Source organism: Pseudomonas sp. PDM05 (genome assembly GCF_014851685.1).
Lineage (GTDB): Bacteria > Pseudomonadota > Gammaproteobacteria > Pseudomonadales > Pseudomonadaceae > Aquipseudomonas.
On the sequence record NZ_JACVAC010000007.1, the window covers coordinates 49,654 to 66,839 of the forward strand.

The following is a 17,186-nucleotide window of genomic DNA, read 5'->3' on the forward strand; positions in this document are numbered from 1 at the left end:
TCCGCGAACAAAGCAAGGCCAGAGCCGACAAGCCCTGACCTATAAAAAACATGGGGGATTTTTGCAAGTGAAAATGCTGATCCATTCATTTCATGCTCTCGGCAACCGACCCGGCATGGGCTTAACATTGAAAGCTCAGGATGAACATAGGATTAACAACTCACGGCTGGGCGGCGGTCTTTTTTTCGCCGCGCACCGACAGTGCGATGCGTTCAGCAGTACCGATCGGAATTTCGCCGACAACCGTCACCATCATCTCGCCGTCCACCGTGTTCAGGCGCCGCGAGACGGCGACTGTAGGCCCCAATTGGGTGCGGGTTTCAGTGACGCTTGCATCGTTGATCGGCTCAAGAAATACCGAGAAGCGCGCCAGCCCGTCTTCATACATCAGGCTATCGACCGTTGCTTTCGTCTGGGTATCGGTGCGCGCTGCACTATTGGTCAGTTGAAACCCCGGCGGCAACCATTCCATATGCCAGTTCTCGGTTGTCGGGACTTGCGGCGCGCTAGCGCCAGCTGCGGCGATAGGCGTGCATTCGCTGCTGGGTTGCAAATCGCGATCACCCGGCACGGTCGACGTATTTAAACGCGTGAACTGAAAACGCTCCAGCAACTGCCCCTGGTCATTGAGCAGCAGGGACTTGAGTGGCAAGGCGGTATCACGGTCCAGGTGCAGCTCGAAGCCGTAACGATATTGGTCACGGGGCGTGATCGAGACGATCACTGCATTACGACCGGCCACGCGGGACTTGCCGATGACGGCCAGTTCATAGAATTCATTGAGTTTTTGCGGATCAAGCGCACGTGACGGTGCATCACGCGAATTGCCAAGGCCTGCGACAAGGGTGCCGCTGACACACTGAGTACGGCCGTCCAACCGCACGACTTCCTGGGCAGAGCCATCGAGCTGCAAGAGCCGCTCACGGACCTGACCATCCTGGACACGATGCCAGATGTCATGGGTGGAAAAACTGCCGTTACGCTCGTAGACGAACGTACCTTGAAAGCTTTGCTGCTGCTCTGCACGCCCAAGTCGAGTCAGCCAGTCTTGGGCTTCGTCGGCGTGGGCGGGGAGTGCAAACCAACTGCTGAGCAAAAGCGTAAGGAGCGGTATGGCGCGCATAGAGCTCCTTACGAATCAGCGGTTTTCCAGGCTTGCGGCGCGAGCATAAGGCAGCGCGCTTTCAGTGCCTTTCAGAGCCGATTCCTGTGCGTGTTGGCGCAGGTAGCCTGGAAGACGCTGGTCCTGCCAGCCGGATTGGCCTTGCAGTACACCGTTGGCCATCGGGCCGGTGGTGTCAGAGCTTTCCTTGTAGCCGGCCAATACCGCTGGGCCTTTGACTTGCGGACCGGCCATGACCGGCTGCTGGGTCTGCTGAGCCAGTTCGGCACCGGCGATTTCGTCCTGGTTGTACAGGCGAACACCCGCCAGCACTGCAACAGTCACCGAGGCAGCGACTGCCAGGCGACCCAGGCTACGCCATGGACCACGTGCAGCTTTTGCCGGAACGGCTTCATCAGCCAGAGCGGCAGAAACGGCCGCAGCAATATCCAGACGAGGGATTAGAAGATCCTTGTGCATCACCGCCCGAGCGACTTGGTAACGAGACCAGGTATCACGGGTTTCGGCGTCATCAAATGCGTTGAGCACTCGACGAAGTTCCAGTTCATCCGCTTCGTTATCCATCACTGCGGACAGCGATTCCTGCAGGGCATCACGACTCATGGCGGTTCCTCTCTTGGCTGTCGCCGCTGTCTTTAGTTCTCTTGCAACAACGGTTGCAAGGCTTTATCGATGGCTTCCCGGGCCCGGAAAATCCGTGACCTTACAGTCCCCACCGGACACTGCATGACGCTCGCAATGTCTTCGTAACTCAGACCATCGAATTCACGTAAAGTTAACGCCGTACGCAAATCTTCTGGCAGTTGCTGAATGGTGCGATGAACGGTGCCTTCGATCTCGTCGCGCAGCAATGCACGCTCCGGCGACTCGAGATCTTTGAGGCCGTGATCACCATCGTAAAATTCAGCATCTTCTGAACTAACATCACTATCCGGTGGGCGGCGTCCGCGAGAGACCAGATAGTTCTTCGCCGTGTTGATGGCGATGCGGTACAGCCACGTGTAAAACGCACTGTCACCGCGGAAATTGCCTAGTGCACGGTACGCCTTGATAAAGGCTTCCTGTGCAACGTCCTGCGCTTCATGGGTGTCGTGCACAAACCGCACGATCAACCCGAGAATTTTGTGCTGGTATTTCAGCACTAGCAGATCAAAAGCTCGCTTGTCGCCGCGTTGAACGCGCTCGACCAGCTGCTGATCCTCTTCCTGGGTTAGCATGAACACTCCTCGTTGTACTTGAAGGAGGCTTGCATAACTAAACGATCAGGCTTGCAAACATAGACTCGGTCTTTTCGCAAAAGTTCTCCCCCTTCAAGCAAGTTTCCGGCACGCACTGATTTGGCACACACGAAAAACGCAGCACGGGCAACGCCGGCTGCGCGAATAATCTTGTCGCCGGTTTTCTGACGCGTCCAATGCTCCCGACGGGCCAATAAACTCAACGTTTTCCCAGCTTTCGGGCAACCTGCTATTGAGTCGAGGCTTATGCAAAAAGTTCCCGCTTCAATAACCAGCTGATTTTACCCGAGCCGTGCACCGTAATCTCACATTGCCACGAATGCCCGGCTATTGTGCCGCTCCCCCCCTCTATATACTAGTAGCCCGTGTGCCCCTTTGATTCGCCGATCCAGGCGTCCTGTCTGCGCCTGCCCTTTGGATCGCTTTTTGCGGAATCCTTCTAATGAGCCAACAGTTTCAACACGATGTCCTGGTGATCGGTAGCGGCGCGGCCGGCTTGAGTCTGGCGCTGACCCTCCCCAGCCATCTGCGCATTGCGGTCCTGAGCAAGGGCGACCTGGCCAACGGCTCGACATTCTGGGCCCAGGGCGGCGTCGCTGCCGTGCTGGATGACACCGACACCGTGCAATCCCACGTCGAAGACACCCTCAACGCCGGCGGCGGCCTGTGTCATGAAGACGCGGTGCGCTTCACCGTGGAGCACAGCCGCGAGGCGATCCAATGGCTGATCGACCAGGGCGTGCCGTTCACCCGCGATGAACACGCGGGCAGCGATGACGGCGGTTTCGAATTCCACCTGACCCGTGAAGGCGGCCACAGCCACCGTCGCATCATCCACGCCGCCGACGCCACCGGCGCCGCGATCTTCAAGACCCTGCTCGACCAAGCCCGCCAACGCCCCAACATCGAATTGCTGGAGCAACGCGTCGCCGTCGACCTGATCACCGAAAAACGCCTGGGCCTGGAAGGCGATCGCTGCCTCGGCGCCTATGTGCTCAACCGTGGCAGCGGCGAAGTCGACACCTACGGTGCGCGCTTCACCATTCTCGCTTCGGGCGGCGCGGCCAAGGTCTACCTCTACACCAGTAACCCTGACGGTGCCTGCGGCGACGGCATCGCCATGGCCTGGCGTTCGGGCTGTCGGGTGGCGAACCTGGAATTCAACCAGTTCCACCCCACCTGCCTGTACCACCCGCAGGCCAAGAGTTTCCTGATCACCGAAGCCCTGCGCGGCGAAGGCGCACACCTGAAACTGCCGAACGGCGAACGCTTCATGCAACGCTTCGACCCGCGCGCCGAACTGGCCCCACGGGACATCGTCGCCCGCGCCATCGACCATGAAATGAAGCGCCTGGGTATCGACTGCGTGTACCTGGACATCAGCCACAAACCCGAAGCCTTCATCAAGACCCACTTCCCCACCGTCTACGAACGCTGCCTGGCCTTCAACATCGACATCACCAAAGGCCCGATCCCGGTCGTCCCGGCCGCGCACTACACCTGCGGCGGCGTAATGGTCGACCAAAATGGCCGCACCGACGTGCCCGGCCTGTATGCGATTGGCGAAACCAGCTTCACCGGCCTGCACGGCGCCAATCGCATGGCCAGCAACTCGCTGCTCGAATGCTTCGTCTACGCCCGCTCGGCGGCGGCGGACATCCTCGAACAACTGCCACGCATCCCCGTGCCGGATGCCCTGCCCCGCTGGGACGCAAGCCAGGTCACCGATTCGGACGAAGACGTGATCATCGCCCACAACTGGGACGAGCTGCGGCGCTTCATGTGGGACTACGTGGGGATCGTGCGTACCAACAAGCGCCTGCAACGCGCGCAGCACCGGGTCCGGCTGTTGCTGGATGAGATCGACGAGTTCTACAGCAACTACCGAGTAAGCAGAGACCTGATTGAATTGAGGAACCTTGCTCAAGTAGCGGAACTGATGATCAGGTCTGCCATGGAACGTAAGGAATCTCGGGGTCTGCACTACACGCTGGACTATCCAGGGATGCTGCCAGAGGCGAAGGATACGATCCTTACACCGACCTGATGAGGCACGTTAGGAGACCTTAGCGTAGCACCATAGGACCCCGTTTTGTAACAGCTTTGGCGCACATTTGTCCCAACGCTGGGGTCCTTATCGCCTGCCCGCAAGGGTCCCTATCGTGCGCCTGAGCGAGCGTGCGGGGGCCTACGGGGGTAAGCGCGCAGGTTAGTAGTTACAGGTGGTCACTCAGAAATTTCTGTCAGATCCTTAAAGGGCTCCCGACACGTCCGCTATAACCTCTCCGACCAGCCCAGCGATTAGCTCGCCATGAGCGCAGCCATAAAGAACCGCTACGGTGCCGACCAGCTTCCATGTGGCTTTCGACACGACGATAGCCTTTAGGACGGCCAACCATTGTTTCTTGGCGGCCATAGCGGTCTCCTACGTGAAGTCTGATAAAGAACGTGGGTCATTGCCCTGCACATTTTGCATAGCAACGCATTTCACATGGGCTCACCTGAAGGTCCATCAGTTTAGATAGGCACTCAGGCCAGCCCACGAGGCCCGTTACGGACCTCATGGATACAGCGGGTGTTACGGCTTGGCGACTACACGGGTGATCAACGGGAAGTCTACGGTCTCGACCTGAAGTTTCTCAGTAGGGTCCGCTGGGTTTGCCAACTTGATCCTGACCTTGGCCTGAGCCATTACGTCAGCCACACCGCTCACCTCAAAGTCCCAGCCCTGTACGCCAGCGTTACGGCTCGCCAGGATCTTCCATACGTCGCCCTCTTGGTTATGGCGGAACGACAGCGAGGCAAAGCCCTTAGGCAGCATGAAGACGCCACGGTCAGCCCCAGAATAGAACTGGGTGCTGCAACCCAACAGGTCCTCAATGGACTCGACACCGGCGCGCTGGCCCGCACGTTCAAGCATTGCCTGCTCAGTCATGTGCATCAGCAACACGAAGTCGCTCAGAGAGTTACCTACCGACTGGTTAATGCTCATGGTCAAAGCGTCGATCCAGTCCTCAGCACGATCACGCGGAGTGGTGCCCGCAATGGTGACCTCCTTGGCTTCGGTGCTTGGGGACTTAATGAGGATGTCCACAACGGTAGAACCACAGGCCTTCTCGAAGTCGGCCAGCATCTTGTCCATCATCTGCTCCATGCCGTTGCCAGTGAAGCCAGCAACAACGTGGGCATCCAGAAGGGTGAAGCGGTGCGAGAAGAACGCAGCGGTATTGGTCGGCTCAGTGAAGATGAAGTCACCGGCAACCGCTTCGCCCTTGGCGATGGTCGAGGTGTCGTAGATCGACTGGCGAGGATCGAACTCAAGGTTACGATTGACCATGTTGACCAATTGCACAGGGGTCGGCTCGGTTCCTTTCGGGCGGAACTCACAGGGAATAGCATCGGCAGCGTTATCCTGCCACTCGCCACCATTGAAGAATTCGTCCATGGCTTGGGTGATGACCTGAGCCAGGACACTTGAGTCAGTCGCCTGGGCGCCCATAGAGGCCTGGGTGGTGAACTGAAGGTTACCGCCATTGCCCCATACGGCGGTCTCATAGGAAGTCGGCGCGGTGTAGCGGTCGCGTTGGTCGCGGTGATCTGTAGATTTGGATGGGTTGGACATGAGATGGGTCTCCTGAAATAAGTTGAGAAAGGACAGGCTTAGTTGTTGTCGAGCCAGTTGCCAGACGAGAAGTCGCTACGACCATTGGCACTGCGGATAGCGCGGCCCATGTCTTGATACTTGCGCTCACGGTCTTCACGCTTGGCACGGCGACGCGCTTCGTCCAAAGGGGTGGACTCGTAGGACTTGAAGCGCTCTGCATGCTCACGAGCTTCTTTGAGGCGCTCTGCATGTTCACGCTCAGCGGCCAACTTGCGGGTCTCGATGGACCTCACGATGGCCGGGAAGGTAGCAGCGCTCAGACCAGCGTCCAGGTATTGGCTTACGATTGCCTCTTGGGCTGGCTTGCTGCTCCCAGCGGTGGCAATCAGAGTCGCCAGCATGACGCCCTCGGCATACGCACGGGATACGACCTGACCTTGTACTTCAACGGTTTCAGGGGTGACTTTCTGGATATTCAGTTGCATGGTGTTGGGTCTCCTACATCGAGACATTGATTCATGGCCTTGCCGCATAGAGGCAACGTGACCAGATGGCAAGGAGTAGCCGCACGGGCCTCTCAAGGTCATGATCAATATCTTCTGGGTTTTGGTTAGTTAGTGCGATCACGGGTCTGTAGCTTGGCGGGTGTGATCCGGGTGCCGATGGCGGACGGCGGTAAGTTAAAGCGGGGAAGTGATCGGTTGGCGGGTCAGTGGGATTCGCATAGGGGCGCGCATTACTGCATCGAGGTTCATGCTGGTTGTTGTAGTGATGGACTCAACGAATGAGACCATGACCGGATTGGTGGACTTCAAGTGCCCGATAAGTTTCTGGTAGTCCACACCATGTTCATCGCTGGTGACGACCTGTTCGCGAACATGCCAATCACGCCAGATTGTGCGCAGGGTGATCAGCTTGGTTCGACTTGAAGGGGACACAAAGAATGCGTTGAGCTGGTCAGCAAAAGTCATAGGCGTTGCTCCCGCTGGTGATACGGGTAGCGCTGACGCTTGCGAGCCTCACGGTAGTAATGAAGCCTTCGCTCGATGATGGCGCGGCGTTCGTCTTCAGGGACCCCGGCCAGCATTAGCTTCAGACCCAAACAAAGTAGGTGACGCTGGCGGTTGCTCATTGGGCGGCTGCTCATTGGGTCACCTCCTTCGGCAGGTGGGCAGTCGTCATGCGAGCAGCGCCTTCGCCCTTTATGTCGATCACATAGCCGTCATTGTCGACCACAGGTCGGGGCTTGCGGTGTTCGATCAGAGCCTTGGCGATGTTCTCAGCATTCGGTCGCAGCCATTCATCGACACCTTTGAGGGTGACCTTGAAGAGGTGGCCGGTCAGTTGAATAGCCTTGTTGGCCTTGCTCACGCGCTTGGCATCACCGCGCTCAATGAACTTCGGAGCGAGAGAGGTCAGCCCGTTAGAGCGCCGTGCAAGCCCCTTATCGACCAGCATGGCGAGAACCTTATCGGGGTTCTCTACGCCAGCCAAACGGCAAGCTTCACGCCACGTATAGCCAGATGTACGACCCTTACGGACATGTTCATCGTAAGCAGGCGCCATAGCATCGACTCGGGTTTGTAGGTCATTCAGTGTGGCTGTGATTGCCTGCGAAGCGAACGCCGGGTTAGCTGACTGCTCAAGCTCGATCCATCGACCGACTACAGTGTGCCGCAGCCCAGTGTCATAACCGGTGATAAGAGTGAATACCATATGCTTTTTCAAGACCAGCATTCGGAGAACTTTACCTTGGGCAGTGGCATAGCTCGATTCGGTGGCCCCAGATTTGGGGGCTCCTACTTGTGCTATTACCCGGTCAACATCTCGAAGCACATGGTCGTGACGCTTGCCAGTCATCGCAGCAATCTCGATGGTGGTCATGGTGATTTCTTTGATACCGTTAAACATAGTAGTGGTGTCCTTTTTGAATGCTCCCTGAGTTCGCTCCCACAGGCCGACCGTCAAGGCCCCACTACGGGCATCGACTATGGCTCAAGGAGCATTCAGAAAGACTTGACGTTGATGTAAGCCCAGCGACGGGCGTAGGGGAATCCAGGCAGACCAATTAGCGGAGCGGTCTGTCTCTGTTATTGTGAGGGTTTTTAATCTGGTCATATCGGAGACTCAATGAGCCGTTACGGTCACGCTTCCATCACCACGACATCGACGGTAGACCCAAGGCCTTAACGATCAACCTTAAGGTAACTTTTAGACCATTCTCTTTAAGTATTATTTCTTATTAGTTTAATCTATAAAGAATAATAACTTTAAGTTCTCTTTAAGCTCTTAGAGGTCTTTAAGTTAAAAGGCCCCTGTGCTGTGCGATCAGAGATAGGAGGCCCAAACCTATCAAGGGTCTACTCACACGAAGTGAACAGACAGAATCGCTACAGTGGACCTGATGCTGGTCCCGCAGATCCCGTTAAGGCTGCACTTGGTGGTCGTGGCGTCTTGGATATTGGACTACCTTAAGAGGTAGCGTTGGTCACTGGACGTACACGCCTTGCCCGCAGAGGGCCACCTTGGAGGTGACCTTACGGCATCTTGGATGGGAAACCACGTTGGTGTGATCTGTCCCTGTTATTGTGAGGGTTTTTAAATCCGGCAATGAGCATTCATTAAGTCAAAAGCGAGGTTCGTCCCCACCGGGAACAGTCTTCAGATATTTGATTAGAGCGTCAATCATCAGCACCACACAGGGCTCTCCATCCTTCCATACCCAGTCGTAGAATCTATCAACCTGAGAGTTATCGGACCCTGTAATCTCTTGAAGCAGCGCAGCACCTTCAATCAATGAAATGGGTCTATCATCTCTATCCCAGATATGAGCAGCATGCCGACTCCGGAAAACGTCAATCTTTCTCCTTTTAATTTCCTTCGCGCAGTCATATAGCGGCTGCACCATATTTTTATCCAGAGAATTAAGGTGTCGCGAATAATTAACACGCACCTCATTCAATTTGAAAAGAGAAAGAATCACACTGTGATTACATACCCGTAATCTGCCGACCACTTGTTCCAGCGTATAAGTGCCATCTCGATACTTTCCCAGAACTTCCCGGCCCATTGCAACAGCAGAGGTCAAATCAACCATCTGGTCGATCAACAACCACTTGATCTCATTCGTCTCATTTCGCGAATTCAAGAATCCATCCTCGTAATAGTAATTTAAACTCTCAAATCAGAACTTTCTATGCATCAAAATCGCCAAACTATCTCACATTCCGCAAAGTTTTCAGCATTGGCACCATTGAGGCGCTCGCATTGCCGCCGTGGGGATCGAACGCCAGCAATCCAGAGCTATGCCCTAAGATTGCCTGAGAGATGCCTGCCGACGCACCAGCGAGCTTCAGATCAGCCTTCTGATAATGCCTCAATCAGAGCCTCGGCCATTCGCCTCACCTCAACGGCACTCCCAGCCCCGTACAGGTCATAGCTGATCGACCCTGAAGCATGGCCCAGAATCGACTCGGCTGTCCCCACAGGGACCTCAGCGGCCTTCAAGGCACCGGCCAGCGAGTGACGTAACGAGTGGAAGGTCTGGGTCCGATCAGCGTTCAAGATCAGAACATCCCTAAGGGCTCCATTAAGCACGTTCGAGAACTGACCAGCGCCCAACGTGAACAGCCGGGAGTCGGAGCTATCGACAAACTCACGGAACGCCTGAAGGTCGAACCCATAGGCACCGTCAGTCAGCGGCACTACACGCAGAGCATTCTTGGTCTTCGCTGTCTTGCCATCGTTCCTATTGATGTCGATGACCCACACGGTCCCCACCTGCTTAACGTCAGCCTTGGTCAACTGCCTCAGTTCCTCAATACGGGCCCCGGTGATGACCCCAAGGGACAACGCCCAACGCTGCCATGCGTCCACCGGTAGTGAGTTAGCGTGAGCCATCAAGGCCTTTACCTGAGCCTGAGAGAGCGCCTCACGGGAACTGTCAGCGCCTTTAGTTGGCTTCAGACCCTTGTCGAAACTCTTGTCGAGGTAACCGTTATTCACAGCCCAATCCATGACCGTTGATAGCCGGGTCAGCAGCTTCTTAACTGTCGAAGGTCTGCGGTCCTCAAGGAGCTTATCCCGAAGGTTCTTCATGTCCTCCCGTGAGTGGCTCTTCATGTCCAAGTCGCCAAGGATCACGCTGATAGCCTCACACGATGACTTCACGTCCCGCATGGTGCTGGCCTGAATGCTGTCTTTGCGTTCCTCCATGTACAGAGCAGAAAGGGACTTGAAGGTAAGACTTGGGGAAGCGTTTACAGATATAGGCAGGGAGAGGGCCAAAGGCGTGCCACAAGGTTCACCATTGAGGTCCTTCACGATCTCGACCAGCTTCCCTGAACGCCCCCGCATACGCTCCTGTGAGGCCTCAAGGATCTCAAGGGCCTTACTGACTGCTCGTTGCTGATTGATGCTCAGGGGCAGCTTTGCGGATGCCTTACGCAACGCCAAGTGATGCTCATCGTTGATCATCTCGTAAGCGACCAGTGAGCTGTCACCGTGTGCCATCGTCAGGTTGTACTCAGCGAACTCAATCAAGCGCTCACGGAGTTCGTCCCATGACGCCTCGGGGTTGTCCAAGTGGTAAGCCTTGAGGGTCGAGAGGATGTCGTCGGAGATGGTCATTGCGGTGGCCTTGTCGGTGGTCCTGAGTGACAGCGTGAAGAAGCCCTTAACGGTTCCTTGAGGGCGAAGGCGAAGGTAATAGCGACCAGACCGGCGATAGTGGTACGGCTTGGCGAGCGCAGTTTGTAACAGGTTTGTCCCACTTGGGGAGCGGTGGTTGACGATCATCGGCTGAAACCCCTGTATCCATTGGGTTTAGCCTCAAAGGGTCGAGTTCTACAGCAACTACAAAGTCAGCCGCGACCTGATCGAGTTGCGCAACCTGGCCCAAGTCGCGGAACTGATGATCCGCTCAGCCATGGAACGCAAGGAAAGCCGCGGCCTGCACTACACCCTCGACTACCCCGAGATGCTGCCCGAAGCCCACGACACTATCCTGGTGCCAACCACCTACGGCGACTGAACTTCAAGCGCACCCGCAGGCGCCGATGCACATCGGCTGCCTGCGAATCACCCGGCACACAGATCGAACGCACCCACCACTGCCCCGGCACGCGATAGCGCAGCACCACGATCAGCGGCAACGCCAGGCTGTCGGGGCGCAACTGCACGCTATGCCAACCCCGCTCGGCGCTGAACAGGTGCCAACCGTCTGCGTCGCGGCGCAGGCCACGAATCGACGAACGGTGAGTCAGCAGGATATGACGCGGCAAGACCCAGGCGGCATGCGCCAGGCACACCAACAGACCAAGGCTGGAATAGGACAGATCAAGCAACAAAAGCGCACCCAGCGCGAATAGCTGGGCAAGGAGATACGCCGCCAGCAACAGCCGTGAGGCCTGCCAGCGGCATTCAAAGGCGTGATTACTTGGGCTGGACACGATCCAGAATCATCCGAACCATGCGCTGCAGCTCCGGATCTTCAGATTCGGCGCGCTCCATGAACCAGCCGAACATGTCCTGATCTTCGCACGTCAGCAGCCGCACATAGAGGTCGCGGTCCACTTGATTGAGCGTCGCGTAAACCTCTTTGGTAAAAGGCACCAACAACACGTCCAATTCCAGCATGCCACGACGGCTGTGCCAGTAGAGGCGATTGATTTCAACATCTTCGACCATGGAACGCTCCTCAAATAGGCGGCAAGTATACAGGCCCGGCCGCACCCGAACAGTCGGCTTTGGTCGCCCCATACGGAAACTATCCATTTGCCGGGCGCCCCTCTATGATGCACCCATGACTTTTTGACCTGCGATGACCCATGGCTGACTCCGCTTTCTTCTGCCCCCTGTCCCACGAAGGCGTTCTCGCCGTCCGCGGCTCCGACGCTGCCAAGTTCCTGCAAGGGCAACTGACCTGCAACCTCAACTACCTGAGCGATACCCAGGCCAGCCTCGGCGCGCGCTGCACGCAAAAAGGGCGCATGCAATCGAGCTTTCGCATCCTGCTGCAAGGTGACGGCGTGTTGCTGGCCATGGCCACCGAGCTGCTGGAGCCGCAACTGGCCGACTTGAAGAAATACGCCGTCTTCTCCAAATCCAAACTCACCGACGAAAGCGCCGCCTGGGTGCGTTTCGGCCTGATGGGTGCGGATCCGGCACTGACCGCCCTCGGCCTTGAACTGCCAGCCGAGACCGACAGCGTTGCACGCACCGAGCACTTGATCGCGATTCGGGTTTCGCCCGAGCGCGCCGAGCTCTGGGTGCCCGTCGAGCACGCCGACACCGTGCGCGCCCAATTGGCTGCGCAAGCGCAAGAAACCGACCTGAACGAATGGCTGCTGGGCCAGATCCGCGCCGGCATCGGCCAGGTCATGGCGCAAACCCGCGAACTGTTCATCCCGCAGATGCTCAACCTGCAAGCCATCGGCGGCGTCAGCTTCAAGAAAGGCTGCTACACCGGCCAGGAAATCGTCGCGCGCATGCAGTACCTGGGCAAACTCAAACGCCGCCTGTACCGTTTGCGCCTGGATACGCTTGAAACACCCGAGCCAGGCACCCCGCTGTTTTCGCCCAGCCATAACAGCTCGATCGGCGAAGTGGTGATTGCAGCAAAAGCTGACCAGACGATTGAACTTCTGGCCGTATTGCAAGCCGAAGCTGCCGATAGTGGCGATGTGCATCTAGGCAGCCTTGAAGGCCCCGCCCTGCACCTGCTTGACCTGCCATACACACTCGACCGCGATCGAGAGATCCAGCGTTAATCGCCGTACCTTTTGGCAACACCCTAGAGATCCTGAATGAACAAGCTGGCGGAAAAAGTCCAACAGGCTTTGATTACGGCCATCGGCAACGATGATCTGGTTCTGCCGACATTACCCGAAGTGGCGCTGCAAATTCGCCAGGCCGCCGAAGACCCGGAAATCAGCATCAGCCACTTGAGCAAAGTGATCGGGCGCGACACCGCGCTGTCGGCGCGCCTGATCAAAGTGGTCAACAGCCCGCTGTTGCGTGCGACCCAGGAAGTCACCGACCTGCACACCGCCATCACCCGGCTGGGCACCAACTACAGCAGCAACCTGGCCATCGGCCTGGTGATGGAACAGATCTTCCACGCCCGCTCCGAAACGGTCGAACAAAAGATGCGCGATGTCTGGCGCCGCAGCCTCGAAGTGGCAGGCGTCAGCTATGCATTGTGCCGCAGCCACAGCCAGCTCAAGCCGGACCAGGCAGCCCTTGGCGGCCTGGTGCATCAGATCGGTGTGCTGCCGATCCTGACCTACGCCGAGGACCACTATGAACTGCTATCGGACCCGATCGCCCTCAACCACGTGATCGACAGCATCCACCCACTGCTCGGCGACAAGCTGCTGCACGGCTGGGATTTCCCGGAGATGCTGGCCAGCCTGCCGGGGCAATACCTGAACCTTGAACGTGACTCCGCCAGCCTCGACTACATCGATCTGGTGCAAATCGCCATGCTGTATTGCCATCGCGGCACCGACCACCCCTTGGCGGATGTGGTGGTTTCCACACTCCCCGCGCTCAAGAAGCTACGCGTCGATCCGTACAGCGAAGCCCTGCGCGCCGAGCTGGATGAAGCACGCTCGATGTTCTACTGATCAACCGGCGATAAAGCTCACCCGCACCTTCAATCCCGCCAGTTCGCCATCGTGCAGGCTGATCTGCGCCAGGTGCGCGCGGCAGATCTCGCCGACAATCGCCAGCCCCAGGCCAGAGCCCAAGCCCTGCTGGCTGCGGCGGTAGAAGCGCTCGAAGACCCGGTCGCGCTCATCCAGCGGGATGCCCGGGCCATCGTCCTCCACTTCCAGTACCGCCGGCGCCGTGACCCGCAAGATCACATTGCCACCCGGTGGTGTATGGGCCAGGGCGTTGTCCACCAGGTTGCTCAACAACTCGTTCAACAGCGTCGGCTCGCCGCGCAGCCACACCGGCTCATCGGCCTCCAACGCCAACGCCACACCGCGTGCATGGGCCAGCGGCGCCATGGCCATGCCCAGCTCCCGGGCCAATTGGCTCAGATCGAGCAGTTGCGCACCGCCCTCGGCAATCGCCCGTGCACCGTTTTCGATACGCGCCAACGACAACAGCTGATTAGCCAGATGGGTCAGGCGATCCGTGCCCTGTGCCGCGCTTTCCAGGGTGCTGCGCCAGGTCGGTGGGTCTTCGGCACGCAGGCCCAACTCCAAGCGCGCCTTGAGCGCCGCCAGCGGTGTGCGCAGCTCGTGGGCCGCGTCGGCAATAAACTGTGCCTGGCGCTCGAACTGGCCACGCAGGCGTTCGGTGAAGTGATTGAGCGAACGCACCAACGGGCCGAATTCATGCTGCACTTCCACCAACGGCAGCGGCCGCAGATCATCGGGCTGGCGCTCTTCCACGGCGGTGCGCAAACGCTCCAGCGGGCGCAACGCGGCGCTCACGGCAAACCACACCAACAGCAAGGCACCGACGGCAAGCATGCCCAAGCGCAGCAAGGTATCAGCCATCAGGCTGCGCGCCATGCTCACACGGGCTTCGTCGGTCTCGGCCACGCGGATCTCCGCCATGCCGTTCATGTTTGGCTCGGAGACCGCCTTGAGCAGGCTCACCACACGCACCGGCTGGCCCAGGTAGGTGGCGTCGTAGAATCGCGCCAACGCCGGGTAATCATCAGTGCGCGGCGTGCCGGGTGGCGGGCCGGGAAGGTTTTCGTAGCCGGAAATCAGCTTCTGATCAATATCATTGACCTGATAGTAAATACGCCCGGCGCTGTCGTAGGCAAACGTGTCCAGGGCCACATACGGCACGTTGGCACTGAGGGTGCCGTCGACCTGGGTCAGGCCGGCGGCGATGGTCCGCGCCGAGGCGAGCAAGGTGCGGTCGTAGGCGGTGTCAGCGGCCTCGCGCCCGTTCCAGTAGGCACTCATGCCGCTGGCGAGCATCAACAACACCAGCAACAGCGCCAGGTTCCACAACAGGCGCCAGCGCAAACTGCTGGGTTTATGCATCGCGCGCTTCCAGCAGGTAGCCGAGGCCACGAAAGGTCACGATGGCGATGGGCTGGCCATCGAGTTTTTTGCGCAGGCGGTGCACGTAGATTTCGATGGCATCGGGGCTGGCTTCTTCGTCCAGGCCGAACACCTGGGACGCCAGCTGCTCTTTACTCATGACCCGCCCCGGACGTGCAATCAGCGCCTCAAGCACCGCCTGCTCGCGGGACGTCAACGTCATCAGTTCGCCCCCCACCGTAAAGCGCCGGGTATCCAGGTCATAGACCAACACACCACACGCCTGCTGGCGCTCGCCGCCCAACACACTGCGCCGCAGCAACGCCTTGACCCGCGCTTCCAGTTCCGTCAGTTCAAAAGGCTTGGCCAGGTAATCGTCGGCGCCGAGGTTCAGGCCGTGCACGCGATCCTTCACATCACTGCGCGCGGTCAGCATCAACACCGGCAGATTTTTCCCACGCGCCCGCAAGCGTGCGAGCACCTCGAAACCGTCCATGCGCGGCAGCCCCACATCGAGGATCGCCGCCGCGTATTCCTCGCTGCTCAAGGCCAGGTCCGCGGCCACGCCATCGTGCAACACGTCGACGGTCAACCCCGTGCTCTTGAGCGCCTGGGCAACACTTTCGGCGAGTTGCAGGTGGTCTTCAACCAACAGGACACGCATGGATTTGTACCTCGTTCAGGGGTGGTCGACGCCACGCTTTGGCGGGCAGTTTACAGGCGCAACCTGCCCTGTGAAGCCCGAAAACATTGAAAGGTGGTTGAAAGGTTAGTGAAAGCTTCGCCCTTTAGCATCCAGACACGGTGGTCTTTGCCCACTGAGCTGCCTGAGCCGCAGCGCCCGAAAAACGCCTCGAAGCGTTTTCGCCAAAATAAGAACAATAACGGAGTACACCACGATGCTGTCGACACAGCCCCAGGCATTCTCGCCTGTGCGTTTTTCCCGTCTGACCCAGACCGCCCTTGCCAGCGCCGCTGCCCTTGCCGGCTTTTCGCCGCTTAGCCAGGCTGCCTTCTTCGAAGACAGTAGCGGTACCCTGGAAACCCGCAACATGTACTTCAACCGCGACTTCCGCGACGGCACCAGTGCACAGCAATCCAAACGCGACGAATGGGCCCAGGGGTTCATGCTCAACCTGCAATCGGGCTACACCGACGGCACCGTCGGCTTTGGCGTGGACGCGTTGGGCATGCTCGGCGTCAAGCTCGACTCCAGCCCCGACCGTACCGGCACCGGCCTGCTGCCCACCCATGATGACGGCCGCGCCGCCAACGAATACGCCAAGCTGGGCCTGACCGGTAAAGTGAAGATCTCTGCCACCGAGCTGAAGATCGGCTCATTGGCCCCCGAACTGCCGATCCTCAAGCCCAACGACGGACGCATCCTGCCGCAAACCTTCAATGGCGGCCTGGTCACCTCCAAGGAGTTCAAGAACCTGGTGTTCACCGGCGGCCGCCTGGACAAAGCCAAGGACCGCGACGACACCAATTACGAAGACATCGCCCTCAACAACAAAAACAGCCGCTTCGTCAGTGGCGCCACCGGCAAGCACTTCAACTTCGGTGGCGTGGACTACAAATTCGCCGACAAGATCACCGGCAGCTACCACTTCGCCCAGCTCGATGACGTGTACCGCCAGCACTTCCTCGGCCTGGTCGCCGCCCGCCCGATGGGCCCCGGCACCTTCTCCACCGACCTGCGCCTGGCCATCAGTGATGACACCGGTAGCGCCCGTGGCGGCAAGATCGACAACAAATCCCTCAACGGCCTGTTCAGCTATGCCCTCAATGGCCATAAGCTCAGCGCCGGCTACCAGCACATGTCCGGTGACAATGCGTTTCCGTATGTGGATGGCAGCGACCCGTACCTGGTCAACTTCGTGCAGATCAACGACTTTGCCGGCGCCGAAGAACGCTCCTGGCAAGCGCGCTACGACTACGACTTCGCCAAACTGGGGATTCCCGGCCTGAGCTTCATGAGCCGCTACATCTCGGGTGACAACATCCAGCTCAAGAACGGCGACACCGGCAAAGAGTGGGAACGCAACAGCGAGATCAAATACGTCGTACAGAGCGGCACGCTCAAGGATGTGGCCGTGCGCCTGCGTAACGCCACGTACCGCTCCAACTATTCAGCCCGTGATGCGGATGAAATGCGCGTGCTGGTCAGCTACAGCATTGCGCTTTGGTAACAGCCACTCATAACA

Annotated in this window: 18 protein-coding genes and 1 pseudogene; 5 read left to right on the plus strand and 14 right to left on the minus strand. The window is 58.4% G+C overall.

Annotation, left to right across the window (positions count from 1 at the left end; all coding sequences use genetic code 11):
• Positions 1-160: 160 nt before the first annotated feature.
• The 3 genes from IB241_RS15435 to rpoE are packed head-to-tail and all read right to left on the minus strand — an operon-like array spanning position 161 to position 2,340.
• Positions 161-1,123, minus strand: coding sequence for a MucB/RseB C-terminal domain-containing protein (locus IB241_RS15435; RefSeq protein ID WP_192299160.1), 963 nt, complete (start codon positions 1,121-1,123; stop codon positions 161-163).
• Between the two features lie 15 nt (positions 1,124-1,138).
• Entirely contained in the window at positions 1,139-1,726 is a 588-nt protein-coding gene (locus IB241_RS15440) for a sigma-E factor negative regulatory protein (RefSeq protein ID WP_003172479.1), read from the minus strand.
• A gap of 32 nt (positions 1,727-1,758) precedes the next feature.
• Complete coding sequence (gene rpoE / locus IB241_RS15445; protein WP_003172477.1) at positions 1,759-2,340, minus strand: RNA polymerase sigma factor RpoE; 582 nt, start codon at positions 2,338-2,340, stop codon at positions 1,759-1,761.
• A gap of 463 nt (positions 2,341-2,803) precedes the next feature.
• Between rpoE and nadB the strand changes: the two genes are divergently transcribed.
• The gene (gene nadB, locus IB241_RS15450) at positions 2,804-4,408 is read left to right on the plus strand and encodes an L-aspartate oxidase (protein ID WP_192299161.1); all 1,605 of its coding nucleotides are present in this window, start codon (positions 2,804-2,806) and stop codon (positions 4,406-4,408) included.
• Positions 4,409-4,612: 204 nt separating this feature from the next.
• Here nadB and IB241_RS15455 read toward each other — a convergent pair whose 3' ends face one another.
• The 7 genes from IB241_RS15455 to IB241_RS15485 form a co-directional block, all read right to left on the minus strand.
• Positions 4,613-4,777 (minus strand): hypothetical protein, encoded by a 165-nt coding sequence (locus IB241_RS15455; protein ID WP_192299162.1) that lies wholly within the window; start codon positions 4,775-4,777, stop codon positions 4,613-4,615.
• A gap of 162 nt (positions 4,778-4,939) precedes the next feature.
• A complete protein-coding gene (locus IB241_RS15460; protein ID WP_192299163.1) occupies positions 4,940-5,983 on the minus strand; it encodes a hypothetical protein in 1,044 nt (347 codons plus the stop codon).
• Between the two features lie 38 nt (positions 5,984-6,021).
• On the minus strand, positions 6,022-6,450 hold the full coding sequence (locus tag IB241_RS15465) for a hypothetical protein (protein ID WP_225595517.1): 429 nt from the start codon (positions 6,448-6,450) through the stop codon (positions 6,022-6,024).
• A gap of 195 nt (positions 6,451-6,645) precedes the next feature.
• Positions 6,646-6,936 carry a hypothetical protein gene (locus IB241_RS15470; protein WP_169839456.1) on the minus strand — a complete coding sequence of 97 codons (291 nt, stop codon included), beginning with the start codon at positions 6,934-6,936 and terminating at the stop codon, positions 6,646-6,648.
• A 172-nt stretch (positions 6,937-7,108) separates the two neighbouring features.
• The gene (locus IB241_RS15475; RefSeq protein WP_169839458.1) at positions 7,109-7,876 is read right to left on the minus strand and encodes a Rha family transcriptional regulator; all 768 of its coding nucleotides are present in this window, start codon (positions 7,874-7,876) and stop codon (positions 7,109-7,111) included.
• Positions 7,877-8,591: 715 nt separating this feature from the next.
• Complete coding sequence (locus IB241_RS15480) at positions 8,592-9,113, minus strand: hypothetical protein (protein WP_192299164.1); 522 nt, start codon at positions 9,111-9,113, stop codon at positions 8,592-8,594.
• A 209-nt stretch (positions 9,114-9,322) separates the two neighbouring features.
• Positions 9,323-10,762: a tyrosine-type recombinase/integrase gene (locus IB241_RS15485; protein WP_192299165.1), complete on the minus strand. Its 1,440-nt coding sequence runs from the start codon at positions 10,760-10,762 to the stop codon at positions 9,323-9,325.
• 43 nt (positions 10,763-10,805) lie between these two features.
• Between IB241_RS15485 and IB241_RS15490 the strand changes: the two are divergent.
• A pseudogene (locus tag IB241_RS15490) lies at positions 10,806-10,997 on the plus strand (L-aspartate oxidase); the annotation flags it as partial.
• Here IB241_RS15490 and IB241_RS15495 read toward each other — a convergent pair.
• Both IB241_RS15495 and IB241_RS15500 read right to left on the minus strand, forming a co-directional pair.
• Positions 10,966-11,415, minus strand: coding sequence for a hypothetical protein (locus IB241_RS15495; protein WP_192299166.1), 450 nt, complete (start codon positions 11,413-11,415; stop codon positions 10,966-10,968). The pseudogene IB241_RS15490 and the gene IB241_RS15495 overlap by 32 nt on opposite strands.
• Positions 11,399-11,653 carry a succinate dehydrogenase assembly factor 2 gene (locus IB241_RS15500; protein WP_014717362.1) on the minus strand — a complete coding sequence of 85 codons (255 nt, stop codon included), beginning with the start codon at positions 11,651-11,653 and terminating at the stop codon, positions 11,399-11,401. The genes IB241_RS15495 and IB241_RS15500 overlap by 17 nt, the downstream gene beginning before the upstream one ends.
• A gap of 140 nt (positions 11,654-11,793) precedes the next feature.
• On the opposite strand from IB241_RS15500, the gene IB241_RS15505 reads away from it, so the two are divergent.
• Complete coding sequence (locus IB241_RS15505) at positions 11,794-12,735, plus strand: YgfZ/GcvT domain-containing protein (RefSeq protein ID WP_192299167.1); 942 nt, start codon at positions 11,794-11,796, stop codon at positions 12,733-12,735.
• 36 nt (positions 12,736-12,771) lie between these two features.
• Positions 12,772-13,593 carry an HDOD domain-containing protein gene (locus tag IB241_RS15510; RefSeq protein ID WP_192299168.1) on the plus strand — a complete coding sequence of 274 codons (822 nt, stop codon included), beginning with the start codon at positions 12,772-12,774 and terminating at the stop codon, positions 13,591-13,593.
• Here the strand turns inward: IB241_RS15510 and IB241_RS15515 are convergent, their stop codons facing one another.
• Both IB241_RS15515 and IB241_RS15520 read right to left on the minus strand, forming a co-directional pair.
• The gene (locus IB241_RS15515; protein WP_192299169.1) at positions 13,594-14,979 is read right to left on the minus strand and encodes a sensor histidine kinase; all 1,386 of its coding nucleotides are present in this window, start codon (positions 14,977-14,979) and stop codon (positions 13,594-13,596) included.
• Entirely contained in the window at positions 14,972-15,643 is a 672-nt protein-coding gene (locus IB241_RS15520; RefSeq protein WP_010212220.1) for a response regulator, read from the minus strand. Before IB241_RS15520 ends, IB241_RS15515 begins: the two co-directional genes overlap by 8 nt.
• Positions 15,644-15,878: 235 nt before the next feature.
• On the opposite strand from IB241_RS15520, the gene IB241_RS15525 reads away from it, so the two are divergent.
• On the plus strand, positions 15,879-17,171 hold the full coding sequence (locus IB241_RS15525; protein WP_192299170.1) for an OprD family porin: 1,293 nt from the start codon (positions 15,879-15,881) through the stop codon (positions 17,169-17,171).
• Positions 17,172-17,186: the final 15 nt, after the last annotated feature.